The sequence below is a fragment of the Burkholderia sp. S-53 genome (assembly GCF_025560745.1).
GTDB lineage: Bacteria > Pseudomonadota > Gammaproteobacteria > Burkholderiales > Burkholderiaceae > Burkholderia > Burkholderia pyrrocinia.
Genome location: NZ_CP090483.1, coordinates 3,566,905 through 3,582,131 on the forward strand (window position 1 = coordinate 3,566,905; position 15,227 = coordinate 3,582,131).

At 68.2% G+C, this 15,227-nt stretch carries 15 protein-coding genes; 10 read left to right on the forward strand and 5 right to left on the reverse strand.

The genetic code is table 11. From position 1 onward, the window contains the following. Positions 1 to 68 precede the first annotated feature (68 nt). Both LXM88_RS21575 and LXM88_RS21580 read right to left on the reverse strand, forming a co-directional pair. A complete protein-coding gene (locus tag LXM88_RS21575; protein WP_262537683.1) occupies positions 69 to 1,178 on the reverse strand; it encodes an NAD(P)/FAD-dependent oxidoreductase in 1,110 nt (369 codons plus the stop codon). A gap of 145 nt (positions 1,179 to 1,323) precedes the next feature. Further along, positions 1,324 to 2,304, reverse strand: a complete 981-nt coding sequence (locus LXM88_RS21580) for an AAA family ATPase (protein WP_262537686.1) — start codon at positions 2,302 to 2,304, stop codon at positions 1,324 to 1,326. Between the two features lie 229 nt (positions 2,305 to 2,533). Here LXM88_RS21580 and LXM88_RS21585 point away from each other — a divergent pair, with 229 nt between their 5' ends. From LXM88_RS21585 to LXM88_RS21630, 10 genes are all read left to right on the forward strand, one after another. Next, positions 2,534 to 3,253 (forward strand): nitroreductase, encoded by a 720-nt coding sequence (locus tag LXM88_RS21585; protein WP_262537689.1) that lies wholly within the window; start codon positions 2,534 to 2,536, stop codon positions 3,251 to 3,253. A gap of 146 nt (positions 3,254 to 3,399) precedes the next feature. Then, the gene (locus LXM88_RS21590) at positions 3,400 to 3,888 is read left to right on the forward strand and encodes a hypothetical protein (protein WP_262537692.1); all 489 of its coding nucleotides are present in this window, start codon (positions 3,400 to 3,402) and stop codon (positions 3,886 to 3,888) included. A 5-nt stretch (positions 3,889 to 3,893) separates the two neighbouring features. Continuing rightward, entirely contained in the window at positions 3,894 to 4,709 is an 816-nt protein-coding gene (locus LXM88_RS21595) for an endonuclease/exonuclease/phosphatase family protein (protein ID WP_262537693.1), read from the forward strand. 99 nt (positions 4,710 to 4,808) lie between these two features. Beyond that, positions 4,809 to 5,456 (forward strand): LysE family translocator, encoded by a 648-nt coding sequence (locus tag LXM88_RS21600; protein WP_048248299.1) that lies wholly within the window; start codon positions 4,809 to 4,811, stop codon positions 5,454 to 5,456. Between the two features lie 228 nt (positions 5,457 to 5,684). Next, positions 5,685 to 6,455 (forward strand): ferredoxin--NADP reductase, encoded by a 771-nt coding sequence (locus LXM88_RS21605; RefSeq protein ID WP_096471990.1) that lies wholly within the window; start codon positions 5,685 to 5,687, stop codon positions 6,453 to 6,455. A gap of 417 nt (positions 6,456 to 6,872) precedes the next feature. Continuing rightward, complete coding sequence (gene rqpS / locus LXM88_RS21610; RefSeq protein WP_262537698.1) at positions 6,873 to 7,688, forward strand: quorum system sensor histidine kinase RqpS; 816 nt, start codon at positions 6,873 to 6,875, stop codon at positions 7,686 to 7,688. A gap of 7 nt (positions 7,689 to 7,695) precedes the next feature. Then, positions 7,696 to 8,352: a response regulator transcription factor RqpR gene (rqpR, locus tag LXM88_RS21615; protein WP_262537700.1), complete on the forward strand. Its 657-nt coding sequence runs from the start codon at positions 7,696 to 7,698 to the stop codon at positions 8,350 to 8,352. Positions 8,353 to 8,575: 223 nt separating this feature from the next. Next, positions 8,576 to 9,979 carry an amino acid permease gene (locus LXM88_RS21620; RefSeq protein WP_262537702.1) on the forward strand — a complete coding sequence of 468 codons (1,404 nt, stop codon included), beginning with the start codon at positions 8,576 to 8,578 and terminating at the stop codon, positions 9,977 to 9,979. 545 nt (positions 9,980 to 10,524) lie between these two features. Beyond that, entirely contained in the window at positions 10,525 to 11,028 is a 504-nt protein-coding gene (locus LXM88_RS21625; RefSeq protein ID WP_262537704.1) for a hypothetical protein, read from the forward strand. 258 nt (positions 11,029 to 11,286) lie between these two features. Next, complete coding sequence (locus tag LXM88_RS21630; RefSeq protein ID WP_262537706.1) at positions 11,287 to 12,312, forward strand: XdhC family protein; 1,026 nt, start codon at positions 11,287 to 11,289, stop codon at positions 12,310 to 12,312. Positions 12,313 to 12,403: 91 nt separating this feature from the next. On the opposite strand, the gene LXM88_RS21635 is transcribed toward LXM88_RS21630, so the two are convergent. From LXM88_RS21635 to fliK, 3 genes are all read right to left on the reverse strand, one after another. Beyond that, positions 12,404 to 13,138 carry a PepSY-associated TM helix domain-containing protein gene (locus LXM88_RS21635; protein WP_262537708.1) on the reverse strand — a complete coding sequence of 245 codons (735 nt, stop codon included), beginning with the start codon at positions 13,136 to 13,138 and terminating at the stop codon, positions 12,404 to 12,406. A gap of 267 nt (positions 13,139 to 13,405) precedes the next feature. After that, positions 13,406 to 13,723, reverse strand: coding sequence for an EscU/YscU/HrcU family type III secretion system export apparatus switch protein (locus LXM88_RS21640; protein WP_262537710.1), 318 nt, complete (start codon positions 13,721 to 13,723; stop codon positions 13,406 to 13,408). Next, positions 13,720 to 15,096: a flagellar hook-length control protein FliK gene (gene fliK, locus LXM88_RS21645; protein ID WP_262537711.1), complete on the reverse strand. Its 1,377-nt coding sequence runs from the start codon at positions 15,094 to 15,096 to the stop codon at positions 13,720 to 13,722. Before fliK ends, LXM88_RS21640 begins: the two co-directional genes overlap by 4 nt. Positions 15,097 to 15,227: the final 131 nt, after the last annotated feature.

A 15,227-nucleotide genomic window follows, 5' to 3' on the forward strand; every position in this document is an offset into this window, starting at 1 on the left:
GCGAATAAATGTGCGCGCCGAAATGCCGGAGATAAGGGATTCCACACGGCACGGCGCGCGTGGTTGCGTCAGCCGTAGGCGGTCATCTCGCCGACACGCTGCGCGAGCGCGAGCGACGCGGTGAGCCCCGGCGATTCGATGCCGAACAGGTTCACGAGCCCGCGCACGCCATGCTGCGCGGCGCCCTGCACGATGAAGTCGGCCGGCGGCTCGCCGGGCCCCGCGAGCTTCGGCCGGATGCCCGCGTACGCAGGCTGCAGCGCGTCGTCGGGCAGATCCGGCCAGTACGCGCGGATCGACGCGTAGAACGCGCCCGCGCGCGCCGGATCGACTTCGTAACGCAGCGAATCGCACCACTCGACGTCCGGGCCGAAGCGCGCCTGCCCGCCGAGGTCGAGCGTCAGGTGCACGCCGAGCCCCGCGCGGTCGGGCATCGGGTAGACGAGATGCGAGAACGGCGCGCGGCCCGACAGGCTGAAATAATTGCCGCGCGCGAGATAGAGCGGCGGCACCCAGCGCGGGTCGAGGCCGCGCGTGCGGCGTGCGAGCGCCTGCGCACCGAGGCCTGCGCTGTTGATCACGCACGCGGCCTCGATCTCGGTCGGCGTGTCGCCGCCCGTGCGCACGACGAACCGCCCGCCGCGCAGCACGTCGATCGACTCGACCGGGGATTTCAGCGCGCACACGGCGCCGTCGCGTTCCGCATCGCCCAGCAGCGCAAGCATCAACTGGTGGCTGTCGACGATGCCGGTGGACGGCGAGAACAACGCTTCCACGCATTCGAGCGCGGGTTCGAGCGTCTGCGCCTCGACGCGCGTGAGCGGCAGCAGGTCGAGCACGCCGTTTTCGGCCGCGCGGGCGGCGATCGCCTTCAACTGCTTCACCTGCGTGACACTCGTCGCGACGAGCAGCTTGCCCGTGCGCCGGTGCGGCACGTGATGCGTGTCGCAGAATTCGTACAGCAGATCGCGGCCGCGCACGCACGACAACGCCTTCAGCGAACCGCGCGGATAGTAGAGCCCCGCGTGGATCACTTCGCTGTTGCGCGAACTCGTGCCCGTGCCGATCGCATCGGTAGACTCGAGCACGAGCGTGTCCCGCCCGCGCGCAGCCAGTTCGCGTGCAATCGCAAGGCCGACGACGCCCGCACCGATCACTACACAATCCATCTGCTCCATGACGTTTCGCGCCGCTAACGCGTCGAGGGGAGAGAAAGGAATTGTACGTCCCGGTTCATCTGCTTGCCGAACGCATCTGCAGCGCGTCGCGACGACACGGCGCGCGACGCGGCGCGCACGCCGCAGCCGTGCGCGCGCCGCCGGTTCAGAAGCCGATCGGCCTGCGCTTCGCCGCGCCCTCGTCGGCGCGGATGTCGTGCGGCCCGATCGCGTCGCGGCCGCCGAGCCGCGCAGCGCCGAATGCGTGCAGCAGCGCGCGGCGCATCGTGCGCGGCGGTGTCGCGGCCAGCACGTCGAGCGCGTCGTCGCCGAGCGTCTCGGGGAAGCGCCGCCCCCACGCGTGCGACGTGCGGATCTCGTCGTAGATCGTCTGAGCGATCCGGCGCGCGCCGGCCGCATCGGGCGGCTCGATCTCGTACACGTTCATCCGGTTGAGCAGCGGCTCCGGAATCGCCTGCGCGTCGTTCGCGGTCGCGACCCAGATCACGTTGCCCGCGTCGATCGGCACTTCCGCGAATTCGTCGACGAATGCGCGCGCGGTGTCGTGCTCGAGCAACGCATACAGCGCGCCGAGCGGATCGTATTGCGCATCGCTGCCGGCCTTGTCGATCTCGTCGACCGCGATCACCGGGTTCGCGTAGCTGCCGTTCACGAGCGCCTCGAACACCTTGCCGGGCTTCGCGTTCTTCCATTGCGACGATGCGCCCGACAGGATCCAGCCGGCCGTCAACGAACTCATCGGCACATAGTGGTACGCGGTGCCGAGCAGTTGCGCGAGCGCCTTCGCGAAATGCGTCTTGCCGATGCCGGGCGGCCCGAGCAGCAGGATCGGCATCAGTTCGAGCCGGTCGTCCGTTTCGAGACACAGCGCAACCTGCTTGCGCACGTCGTCGAGCGGTTCGACGAAATTGGGCAGTGCGTCGCCGAGCGCGTCGAACGACGGCATCCGGTTCGGCTTCACGCAAAAACGCAGATTCCCCGTCTTGAGCATCTTTTCGTAGGTGGCACGCAATGCGTCGCTCGCGCTCTCGTTCAGGTCGCTCAGCGCCGTCTCGACCTGCTCGAGGTCGTACACCGTGCTGAAGGACGCCACCGCCAGTTCCTGCTTCACCATCGCCGTCGTCATACCAACCTCGCTGCCGCTTGCTGTCGCACAACCATCAGACCCTTACGATTTCAGTGTAGCGGGCCCGCATCGCCGCGCAAGCAAGCAGCCGTGCGAGTCTGCTGCTAACACCCGGCGTGCGCTGCACGGCTGCGCGACGCGGCGTATGATCGTCGGTTCACCCACCCGCCCCAAGGCTTCGCCGACGGCGCCCGCGCGGCGCGTCGCGCCCCGTCCCGAAGGTATGCCGATGTCCGTCCCCACTGCTTCCCCGCGCATCGATGCCGATGCGATCGGCGCCGTCGACGCGGCGCTCATGTCGCGCCGCGCGGTCCGCGCGTTCCTGCCGACACCCGTGCCGCGCGACACGCTCGAGGCGATCCTCGAAGCCGCGAGCCGCGCGCCTTCAGGCACCAACATCCAGCCGTGGCGCGTGTACGTCGCGACGGGCGCCACCCGCGATGCGCTCGCCGCCGCGCTCACCGCGGCCCACGACGATCCCGCGCGCGACGAGAAATATGTGGCCGAGTACGACTACTACCCGCGCGAATGGGTAGCGCCGTATCTCGACCGGCGCCGCAAGGTCGGCTGGGATCTGTATGGGTTGTTGAACATCGGCCGCGACGAGAAGGCGCGCATGCACGCGCAGCACGCGCGCAACTTCCGTTTCTTCGATGCGCCCGTTGCGTTGTTCTTCACGCTCGATCGCGTGATGACGTACGGTGCGTGGCTCGATTGCGGGATGTTCCTGCAGGGCGTGATGACGGCCGCGCGCGCACGCGGGCTCGATACCTGCCCGCAGGCCGCGTTCGTGCCGTTTCACCGGATCGTCGCCGAACACCTCGGCATTCCCGCCAACGAGCAATTCGTCTGCGGCATGTCGCTCGGCCACGCGGACCCCGACGCGATCGAGAACCGCCTCGTCACCGAACGCGCACCCGTCGCCGAATTCGCGCGCTTTTTCGCTTGAAAACACGTGACGCGCACCTACCTTTCGAACAGGACCGCATCGTGCGGCGAAGCTGCCGCGGCGCGTCCCGTCACATCACGATCGAAATCGATCGGGCGTAAGATGTGCGTCCGTTCCCCGCTATCCCGCGTTTCCGGAGACGTTTCATGCTGAAACACGGCCTGGCCGTCCTGCTCGCGAGCGTCGCGCTCGCCGCCCACGCGCAGAGCCCCGCACCGGCCTCCGTCGCATGGGAGATCCAGGTGGTGCGCGACGGTCAGACGATCGACACATTCCAGCAGCGCACCACCGTGGGTCAGACCCGCACCGATACCCATCGCTATCCTTCCGCCGTGCCGGTCGGCTGCGGCAACGCCGCGCGCGTCGTGCCGACCGAGCGCTCGCGCGCGGTGACGGTCGCGCCGCTCACCGTCGACGCCGGCGCGAACACGGTGTCGCTCGCGCTCGACGTGCAGGAAACGCTCGACGACGAAAACGCGACGCGCAGCGATCCGTGCGTACCCGCATCGCCGCGGCAGATCGTCGCAAGCCACCCCGGCCTGTCGGTCGGCAGCGACGCATGGACCGACTGGACGCTCGTCGAGCAGCGTCCGCATCTCGTGTACCGCGTGCGTGCGCACGTCGCGAAGGACTGAGCGTCATGTCCGCAAACGCCCTGTCCCTGCCGTTCGCCGAACCGCACGCCGCCCCCGACGAAATCACTGCGGTGAGCTGGAACCTGCACAAGGGCCGCTCGCCGCTCGGCTTCACCGCGTGGAACGCGATGCGCACCTGGATGCAGTCGACGCACGCCGACGTGTATTTCCTGCAGGAAGCGATGGCGCGCCGCATGCCGCGCCCGATGCTCGCCCCCGGCTTCGGCGCGCAGATGGACGACGCGGTCGACGACGTGTGGCACTGCCAGGCCACCGAGATCGCGCATGCGCTCGACTGGCAGATCGCGCTCGGGCCGAACGTGTTCAAGCCGTCGTGGCGGCACGGCAACGCGATCCTGTCGCCGCATCCGCTCGACCTCGGCGGCCGCTGGGACATCTCCGCGCACCGCTTCGAGCGGCGCGGGCTGCTCGTCGCGCGCGCGACGCTCGCGGGCGCGCGCCCGGTCACGCTGCTGTGCGCACACCTCGCGCTCACGCGCGCCGCGCGGCTGCGGCAGATGCACTGGATCGCGCACTGGATCGTGCGCAATGCGGGCGACGGCCCGCTGATGCTCGCCGGCGACTTCAACGACTGGCGCAACGATTCGGTCGCGCTGTTCGGCGAGATCGGGATGTCCGAGGTCGCGACGCTGCTCGGCGAATCGGGCCGCACGTTCCCTGCGTTCTCGCCGGCGCTCGCGCTCGACAAGATGTTCGTGCGCGGCCTGACGCCGCTCGAATGGCGCGCGCCGTCGGGCGAGGCCGCGTGGCTGTCGGACCACCTGCCGTACATCGCGCGCCTGCGCCTCGATCCGCAATAACGGTCCCGATCGCGATCCGCCGCAAGCGCGGCCGCGCGGCGCGCGCTACATTAACGGCTTGCCCATCCCGCCACCGAGCCGTCCGAAGCCCGCGCCGCCATGTCCTACCTGCCGATCCTGCTGCAAATCGCCGTCGTCTATCTCGTCGCGGCGATCACGCCCGGCCCGAATTTCTTCATGATTTCGCAACTGTCGCTCGCGGGGCGGCGCAGCCTCGGCGCCGCGTCGGCGCTCGGCGTCGGCACCGCGTCGGTCGCGTGGGCGACGCTCGCGATGCTCGGTCTCGCGGCCGTGCTGCACCAGGTCGAATGGCTGTACGAGGCGATCCGGATCGGCGGCGCCGTCTACCTGGTGTATTTCGGCTTCAAGCTGCTGCGCTCGGGCGTGCGCCGCGACGCGGCGCCGGCCGACGCACCGGACGAACGCGCGCCGCTGGCCGCGCCGCACGCGCGCGACTACCTGCGCGCGTATCGCAGCGGCCTGTTCACGTGCCTGACGAACCCGAAATCGTGCGCGTTCTGGACCAGCGTATTCGCGGCGATGCTGCCCGCGCATGTGCCGCTGTGGTTCAACGGTGCGGTGCTGGTAACGATCGGTGTGCTGTCGGCCGGCTGGTACTCGTGCGTCGCATACCTGTTCGCGAGCCCGCGCGCGCAGCGCGGCTACCGGCGCGTGCGGCGCCCGCTCGACGCGCTGTGCGGCGTCGCGCTCGTCGGCCTCGGCGCGAAACTCGCGGCCGATCGCTGAAAGCTGATTGAAATAATTCGTTGCGCCAAATCCGCGCAACCGCGGGGGTCAAGCCCGCGATCAGCGCCAACAGGGTAAAATAACCAGTTCGTCAATCGTCTGTCATCGAGAAGGCGCGTGTCCGACGCGCCGGCCGGCCGATCCGCGATCGGGCCGTCGCACTCGGTTTTTTTTGCCCATTTTTGGGCCCGTTACACGCGTTCGCTACGCGCGTCCGTTTTCAAAGCCATGAGCAAATACGACACCGCCACCGTCCAATCCGTCCACCACTGGACCGACACGCTTTTCAGCTTCACCTGCAGCCGTGAGGCGAGCCTGCGCTTCAACAACGGCGAATTCACGATGGTCGGCCTCGAGGTCGACGGCAAGCCGCTCGCGCGCGCCTACTCGATCGTCAGCCCGAACTACGAAGAGCACCTCGAATTCTTCAGCATCAAGGTGCAGAACGGCCCGCTGACGTCGCGCCTGCAGCACCTGAAGGTGGGCGATACCGTGCTGATCGGCAAGAAGCCGACGGGCACGCTGGTTGCCGACAACCTGCTGCCGGGCAAGACGCTGTGGATGCTGTCGACGGGCACGGGCCTCGCGCCGTTCATGTCGATCATCCGCGATCCGGACATCTACGACCGCTTCGACAAGGTGATCCTTACGCACACGTGCCGCCTGAAGGGCGAGCTCGCGTACATGGACTACATCAAGCACGACCTGCCGGGCCACGAGTACCTGGGCGACATCATCAAGGAAAAGCTCGTCTACTACCCGACGGTCACGCGCGAAGCGTTCGACAACGAAGGCCGGATCACCGACCTGATCGCGACGGGCAAGCTGTTCACGGATCTCGACGTCCCGCCGTTCTCGCCGGAAAACGACCGCGTGATGCTGTGCGGCAGCACCGCGATGCTGAAGGACACGACCGACCTGCTGAAGCAGGCCGGCCTCGTCGAAGGCAAGAACAGCGCGCCGGGCCACTATGTGATCGAACGCGCGTTCGTGGACTGATACGTCCCCGGAATTTGTGCCGCATCAAAAAACCGGAGCGAAAGCTCCGGTTTTTTTTCGTCCCCACTTGGCGAACTCGTAACAAACTGAGACCATCTCATCTCAAATTGTTACATTTCGATACGTCATCACCCGGTGCTCGGGTGTCAGTGTTTTTCCTACAACAGCTTCATTCCGATTATTCACATTTACCCTTAAATGTCCGTCCGACATGACCTTTGCGAAATTTTTGAGATATTATTCGGCGCGCGCGGTTGCTGTTCGGATGGGTGTTGGAGGGTCGGATGCAAGTGTTACAAAACGTAACTTTTGTTACCTCGGCATGGGGCGATTCTCCGGCGGCGACCGTCTTCGAAACAGCAACCGTTCCACGCAGCCAGCCGGTGTCTGAACCGCTTTCTGAGAGCAGGGAGAGTCATGGATACGTCGCTTAACGCGCCCCCGGGCGCCCACGCCCCGTTCCCGTCGCGGCAGCTCGTGCATGGCTGCGCCGCTACTCCGCCCATTGCCGAAGCCGCGCCGAAACGCGACGCCCGCGCCGCGCGCATCGCGGCGCTGTCCGCCCAACTGCTTGCCGCCGACGAAGCCGCCCGCCGCCATCTGGCCGGCGAGCTGCACGACGGGCTCGGTGCCGAACTCACCGCCGCGCGTTTCGCGCTCGCAAACGTTCAAACGTGGCTGCCGGCCGATGCGCCGGACGGCTGCCTGCGCGCGCTGGAGCTTGCCCAGCAGGCGCTCGACGCCGCAACCGACGCGAATCGCCGGCTGATCGACGAGCGCGGCACGCCGGCGCTCGACGCGGGCATGGTCGGCGCGCTGTCGTCGTGGGTCGACAGCCATGCGACGCGCACGGGCCTGCGCACCAGCTTCGTGTGCGCGGCCGATGTGCGCCTGACGCAGATCGCCGGCGCCAGCGCGCTCGCGGTGTTCCGCGTCGCGCAGGAAGCGCTGTCGAACGTCGCGAAGCACGCACGCGCGACGTCCGTCGACGTGCGGATCGCCACCGACGGCACGCATCTGACACTGAGTGTCTCCGACGATGGGACCGGTTTCGCCCGAAGCCGCCGCACCGGCTATGGCCTCGCCGGCATGCGCGCCCGCTGCGAAGCGTTCGGCGGCAACTTCGAGACGGCCACGCCGGAAACCGGCCACGGCACGCGCGTCACCGCGCGCTTCGCGTGGAATTCGCTGCTCGCGATGCCTGCCGCGACACGCCGCGCGTCGCTTTCGTGAGGTCGGCATGAGCCTGAACATCCTGCTCGTGGACGATCACGCGATCGTCCGGCAAGGGATCCGCCAGTTGCTGATCGATCGCGGCATCGCGCGCGACGTGACCGAGGCCGAGACCGGAGGCGACGCGATGGCCGCCGTCGACAAACAGGAATTCGACGTGATCCTGCTCGACATCTCGCTGCCGGACACGAACGGCATCGAGGTGCTCAAGCGCCTCAAGCGCAAGCTGTCGCGCACGCCGGTGCTGATGTTCTCGATGTACCGCGAAGACCAGTACGCGGTGCGCGCGCTGAAGGCCGGCGCCGCCGGCTACCTGTCGAAGACGGTCAATGCCGCGCAGATGGTCGGCGCGATCCAGCAGGTCGCGGCCGGCCGCAAGTACGTGAGCCCCGCGATGGCCGAGGCGCTCGCCGAATACGTGTCGTTCGAGAACGAGCCGCTGCCGCACGAGAAGCTGTCCGACCGCGAATACCAGACGCTCTGCATGCTCGCATCGGGCAAGCGGCTCACCGACATCGCGAACACGCTGTCGCTGTCCGTGAAGACGGTGAGCGTGTACCGGTCGCGGCTGCTCGAGAAGATGCGGCTGTCGAACAACGCGGAACTCACGTTCTACGTGATGAGCAACCGGCTCGTCGACATGGCGCCCGCGGCCGGCGCCTGATTCGTCCGATTCGCCCGATACATCGGATTCGTCCGATCCAACGACGCGGCACGCCGCGTCGCCTTCAACAGCCCCCCGTTTCGCGCGCAAGCGCTTGTTTTATCGGACGATTCCACGGCACGCCGCTGCGCCGCAGCGGGTCTTGTTCGCCAAATCGGCTAAAATTACGGGTTTTCACTCAGTCAGCGCCGCCGCGCTCGCGCGCGCTGGCCATTCATCCGCAATGTCTCTCTTCCGCAAGAAAAACGTCGATCGCATGATCGCCGGCGCACATGCCGCCGGACTCAAGAAAGCGCTCGGCGCGATCGACCTCACCTTCCTCGGCATCGGCGCGATCATCGGCACCGGCATCTTCGTGCTGACCGGCACCGGCGCCGTGCAGGCCGGCCCCGCACTGATGCTGTCGTTCGTGATCGCCGCGATCGCATGCGGCCTCGCGGCGCTGTCGTACGCGGAATTCGCGTCGACGATCCCCGTTGCCGGCTCGATCTACACGTATTCGTACGCAACGCTCGGCGAGCTCGTCGCATGGATCATCGGCTGGGACCTGATGCTCGAATACGGCCTCGCGGCATCGGCCGTGTCGGTCGGCTGGTCGGGCTACCTGCAGTCGCTGCTGCAGGGCTTCGGGCTCACGCTGCCGACCGTGCTGACAGCCGCCCCCGGCGCGGTGCCGGGCGTCGTCACATGGTTCAACCTGCCCGCGTTCCTCGTGATGATCGTGATCACGACGCTGCTGTCGATCGGTATCCGCGAGTCGACCCGCATCAACAACATCATGGTGTTCATCAAGGTGTCGGTCGTGCTGCTCGTGATCGCGGTCGGCGTGTTCCACGTGACGCCCGCGAACTGGAAGCCGTTCATGCCGCACGGCTGGAACGGCGTGTTTGGCGCGGCGGCCGTGATGTTCTTCGCGTTCATCGGCTTCGACGCGGTGTCGTCGGCCGCCGAGGAAGTGAAGAATCCGAAACGCGACCTGCCGATCGGCATCATCGCGTCGCTCGCGGTGTGCGCGGTGCTGTACGTGACGGTCGCCGCGGTCGCGACCGGCATCGTGCCGTCAGCCCAGTACGCGAACATCTCGCACCCGATCTCGTACGCGCTGCAGGCCGCGGGCGAGCACTGGGTCGCGGGCTTCATCGACCTCGGCGCCGTTCTCGGCATGCTGACCGTGATCCTCGTGATGAGCTACGGCCAGACCCGCATCGTCTTCGCGATGTCGCGCGACGGCCTGCTGCCGGCGGCGCTGTCGCGCGTGCATCCGCGCTACTCGACGCCGTTCCTGACGACCTGGCTCGTCGGCCTGTTCTTCGGCCTGATCGCCGCGCTCGTGCCGCTCAACGTGCTCGCCGAACTGATCAACATCGGCACGCTCGCCGCGTTCTCGATGGTGTCGATCGCGGTGCTCGTGCTGCGCCGCACGCACCCGGACCTGCCGCGCGCGTTCCGCTGCCCGGGCGTGCCCGTGGTGCCGATCCTCGCGGTCGCATCGTGCCTGTTCCTGATGCTGAACCTGCAGCCCGTCACGTGGATCGCGTTCGTCGTGTGGCTCGTGATCGGCCTCGTGATCTACTTCGCGTATTCGCGCAGCCGTTCGAAGCTCGCGCACGGCCAGCAGGCGCACTGAACGCCACCGTGCCGCACGCGGCACGGCGCACTCCCACGGGGCCGGATGCCGGCCCCGCGCCTTCCCCCTCCCTCCCCCGATCACGCCGCCGCGTTGCTGCGAAACCCGCAACGATTCGCGCGGCGGTTTCGATTCCTTCCGGCCGATTTTCCGAATACCGGCATATTCGATGCATCGCATTGAATTAATCGACGCATCGTGCAATTTCATTGAATTGAAATGAATGGCGAAAAATAATTATCCGGCCGACGTTGATCTCTTCAAGCGGCCAACCTAGTATTCAGTTCGACCACACGCACACACCCGCCTGGCCTGGCGCGGCCTGGCATTGCGCCGCCCCCGTCGCGCGGCGCCGCGCGGCTGCCATTATTGAAATTCATTTTCAATAACTGGAATTCCCGGCAGCGCCAATAAACGAACTGTTCGGCCGATTTACATTCGACCCGATTCGAATCCGATAATCCGACCGTTTGCATTGAATTGCCTCCATGCGGAGGCATGTTGCAGCACTGTCCGAAGTTCAACAAGAAACCGAGGGGTCCGTTATGAGCACTACATTGGTTAACGTCACGGCGAAGGTCGAAATCAACGCCGCCAACAAGACGATCGGCGAGCTCAAGGATTATCAGAGCAGGAACTGGGCGATCGGGCTGAACGGGGATACGCTGGCGCCGGATGGTTTCCTGTCCTTCTTCACCGAACGCAACCTGCCATTCAGCTACTACGTACGCGCGCGAGGCGTTTCGATCGGCGAGCCGAGCGCCTACCAGGCGAACATCGACACGCTGACGCACCATATCGCCGCGATTCGCGCATCGGAGACGAACGCGGTCAACGCGACGATCCGCGATCTCGAGCTGTACAAGTCGAGGAACTGGGCAATCGGCCTGAACGGCACGACGCTGCAGCCGGACAATTTCCTTCCGTTCTTCGGCACCCGCTCCGTGCCGTTCGAGTACTACGTGCGTAGCGGCGGCGTCGAGCTCGGCTCATCGAGCGCGTACGACATCGACATTCGCAACCTGACGCAGTACCTCGGATCGCTCTGACGGATCCCACCGCCGGGCGGGTACGCCCGCCCGGCAACGCACCAGCGCACCTCACCCGGCCGCGCCGGGGCGGCACGCCGACCGGCTCCGCCACTGCTCTCGCCTTCGGATGGCGCACCCGCCATTCGCGCGTCCCCTCTTTCCCGCGTCGCGGCTTCCCAGCTCGCCCCCTCCTGCACGCTTGCGCCGGGCGGTTCATAATCCCGCCATCGAATGACGGCCCGGACCAGCGGGCTGTCCGGCAACAGGATAAAGATGATGGAAAGCGTCGATCTCGATGTATTGAAGTCCAGCGCGCGCTGGATCGAAGAAGGCCGCCGCGTACTGCTCGTGACAGTCGTGAAGACGTGGGGCTCGTCGCCGCGCCCCGAAGGCGCGATGCTCGCGGTGCGCGAGGACGGGCTCGTGGTCGGCTCGGTGTCCGGCGGCTGCATCGAGGACGACCTGATCGCCCGCGTGCACGCGAGCGGGATCGCGGCCGATGCGCGCCCGGAAGCGCTCAAGTACGGCGTGACGGCCGAGGAAGCGCACCGCTTCGGGCTGCCGTGCGGCGGCACGATCCAGCTGGTGCTCGAGCCGCTCACGCGCGACAGCGGGATTGCCGCGCTGTGCGCGGAAGTCGAGGCCGGCCGGCTCGTCACGCGCACGATGACGCTCGCGACCGGCCGCGCGTCGCTGTCGCCCGCGCAAGCGGCCGACGGGCTCGCGTTCGACGGCGAGCGGCTCGTGACGATCCACGGGCCGCGCTACCGGATGCTCGTGATCGGCGCCGGCCAGTTGTCGCGCTATCTGTGCCAGATCGCGGTCGGGCTCGACTACCAGGTGACGGTGTGCGATCCGCGCGAGGAATACACGGATGCGTGGGACGTGCCGGGCACGCGCGTCGTGCACACGATGCCCGACGATACGGTGCTCGACATGAAGCTCGATGCGCGTTCGGCCGTGATCGCGCTCACGCACGATCCGAAGCTCGACGATCTTGCGCTGATGGAGGCGCTGAAGACGCCCGCGTTCTACGTCGGCGCGCTCGGTTCGCGGCGCAACAACGCGGCGCGGCGCGAGCGACTGCGCGAGTTCGACCTGAACGAAGCGGAACTGGGCCGGCTGCACGGGCCGGCCGGCATCTACATCGGCAGCCGGACGCCGCCGGAAATCGCGATCTCGATCCTCGCCGAGATCACCGCCGCGAAGAACAACGTGTCGCTGCCGACGATCCTGCAGGTCGAGGGCGCCAAGGCCGCGCGAGAAATCGCGGCGAACAGCGGCGCGGCCTGCGGCCTCTGAGCCGCACCGGCCAGCCGCCTCGCCCGCGCCGGCCGCGTGGCCGACCCGGACGAATCGGCTCGCGCCGGCAACGAGCCGGCGCGAGCGCCGATCAGGTCAGGCCGGCGGCAAGCGCCGCGGCAACCGAACCGACCACCAGCACGACGCCGACCATGCGGCGCTTGTTCAGCTCGGTCCACAGCAGCACGCCCGTCAGCGACAGCAGGATCAGCGAGCCCGCGATCGTGTCCATCAGCAGCACCCAGCCGAGGTTCATCCCGACGCCGCGATGCAGGTTGTTCAGCGTCGTCAGGAACGTGTTGTCCGTGCGCTTGACCGACACATAGCCGTTGCCGACCCAGTATTCGGCCTGCAGGTTCTGGTGCGGGCCGAACAGGCCGAACTGCCAGTGCTCGGGCTGCATCACGCGCTGGTCGCCCCATGCGACGGCCTGTGCGGGATCCTTGCGGACGCGGCCGGGCCGGCCGTCGAAGTGCAGTTCCTGCTGCAGCCATTTCGTCATCGCGGCAGGTGTCTTCGGTACCGGATCGGGCAGCGCGATCTGCATCTGCTCGACCTGCGGCTCGCCGGTCGAAATCTTCAGCGGCGGCGCGCGGTGGTTCAGCAGCACGCCCGTCACGCCGAACAGCAGCCCGAGCACCGCACCCCACAGCCCGACCCAGCCGTGTACCTTGCGCAGCCACTTGATGAAGGTCGCGCGGCGCGAGCGCTGGCGGCGCGCAGCCAGTTCGTCGTCGGTCAGCGGGCGGGCCGCCGGGTGCAGCACGGTGACGCCCGCGCGCGGCGTACCCGCCTTGGGCGGGTCGATCGTTTCGGGCGCGTTCACGCGAAAGTATCCATTCGTTCAAAACAACGGGCGGCGCGCAGAGATCGCGCGCCGCCCGGCAACATGAAATGAGAATGGATATCATTACATAAATCGATTTCCGGCTCAATCGGTCCGGCTACGCGGCGGCGGGCTCGACGAGCGAAGGAACGCGGACGAAGCACGCACGTTGCACCACGATGGCGACCGATCAGCGACAAATACCGACCGAATGACCTCGCAAGGCCGGGACAGCATTTCGTAAGAAGCGACGCGACGGCGCGCCGTTCAGCGCAGCGGCGGCAGTGGAAAGCGCGGCGCGGCGCCATCCGGCGCGGGCTCGGTACGATCGAGCGCGTACAGCCATGCGAGCAGATCCGCGACCGCCTGGTAGAGCTGCGGCGGAATCCGGTCGTCGAGGTCGACCTGCATCAGCAGCGACACCATCTCCGGCGCGGTATGCACGTACAGCCCCGCGTCGTGCGCGCGCGCGACGATCATCTCGGCGAGCACGCCGTAGCCCTTCGCGACCACGCGCGGCGCCGCATCGCCGCCTTTCTGATCGTAGACGAGCGCGGCCGCACGCTTGCGGGACGTCATGCTCACTGCGGCACCTCGTCGTCGGCGCCGGGCACGCGCGTGCCCGGCTCGCCCGCCGCACCGCGCGCATACGCGGCAGCGGCCGCCTGCGCGGCAAACAGGTCGAAGCCGTCCGGCCCGTCGTCGACCGCGCGGATCGACAGTCCGCCCACCCGCAGCCCCGATCCCTCGAGCCGCTGCCGCAGCGCGGCTTCGTGCCGCGTGAGGCGGTCGGCGCCCGTCTGGTTCGCACGCAGCCGCGCGACGAGCTGCGCGCCGTTCAGCACCAGCTCCGCGTCGACCGTGCCGAGCGACGGCAACGTCAGCGTCAGGCGCGTGCGCCAGGCGATGCCGTCGCCCGCGTCGTCGCCGCCGCGCGGCGCGCGGCTGCCCGGATCGTCGGGTTCGATCGTCCAGTCGAGCCGTGCGCCAGGCCACGCCTCGCCGGTCCAGCGGAACTGGTCGGTCGCAAGCGCGTCGAGCTGCTGCCTGACGAGCGGCACGGCGGCCGGATGCACGGGAGCAAGCGTCTGCGCCTGCGGATCGGACGACGCGGCGGCCAGCTCGGCACGCGCGGGCGTCCAGCGCGGGTCGGCGTGCGGGCCAAGCGGATCGGCGGTGTCGGGCGGCAACGACGCACCCTGCCGGACGGCCGCCGGCAACGTCTGCGCGGCGTCGCGAGCGGGTGCACTGCCTTGGGCCGGCGGGGCCGCTTGCGCGGTCGCCCGCGTGGCCGCCGGCAGCGGCGGACGCTGTGCGAGCAGTTCGTCGAGCACGTCGGTCGAGCCGTGCTGCGCGGCATCCGGGTCGGCCGGCGCGAGCGCGGTCGTCAGGCGCGCCTGAGGCTCGCGCATCAGCGCCGCGAGCGGCCGCTGGCCGGCCATCCACTGCGCCAGATGGGATTCGTAGAAGAGGCCGCTCTCGCTCACGGCCTGCGCGAGCGCTGCGCGCAACGCCGCGATCGGCGGCAGCGCGGTCGTTTCGCGCGCCGCCGCGGCGGATGACGCTGCAGCGGAAGAAGGCGTGGACGACGTCGCCGGATCGGACGCGGCCGGCGCACGTACCGGCACGGCCGTATCCGTCATCAGCACGGTTGTATCGGTCAGCAGCAGGGCGGGATCGGCCAGCAGCGGCGCACGCCCGGCGATCACGGGCGTCGCGTCGCCGCCCGCGCGCGAGATCGCGTCGAGCACGCGCCCGACGTCGGACAGCGCGGTCTGCGTGGAGGCTTGCGGTGCGGCGGGTGGGCCGCCGGCCGGCGGCGAGGAAGACGCGCCGGCGCCCGGCGTGCCGACTTGCGCGGTCGCGCCGCCGCCGGCGGGCGCCGATACGGTGCCGGTCAGCAGGCTGTCGAGGCGGCTCGCCAGCAGCGCGGCTGCAACGGGGTCGATACCGGTCATGATCGGAGCCTGCTCACCTCAGCCACATCGTTGCGAATCCGGGAGCAGCACGACGGTGCCGCCCGCGGGAACTGCGCGCGTGCCACGTGCGGCAACGGGCGCGGGCGCCTCGCGCCCGTCTCCCCGGAAAA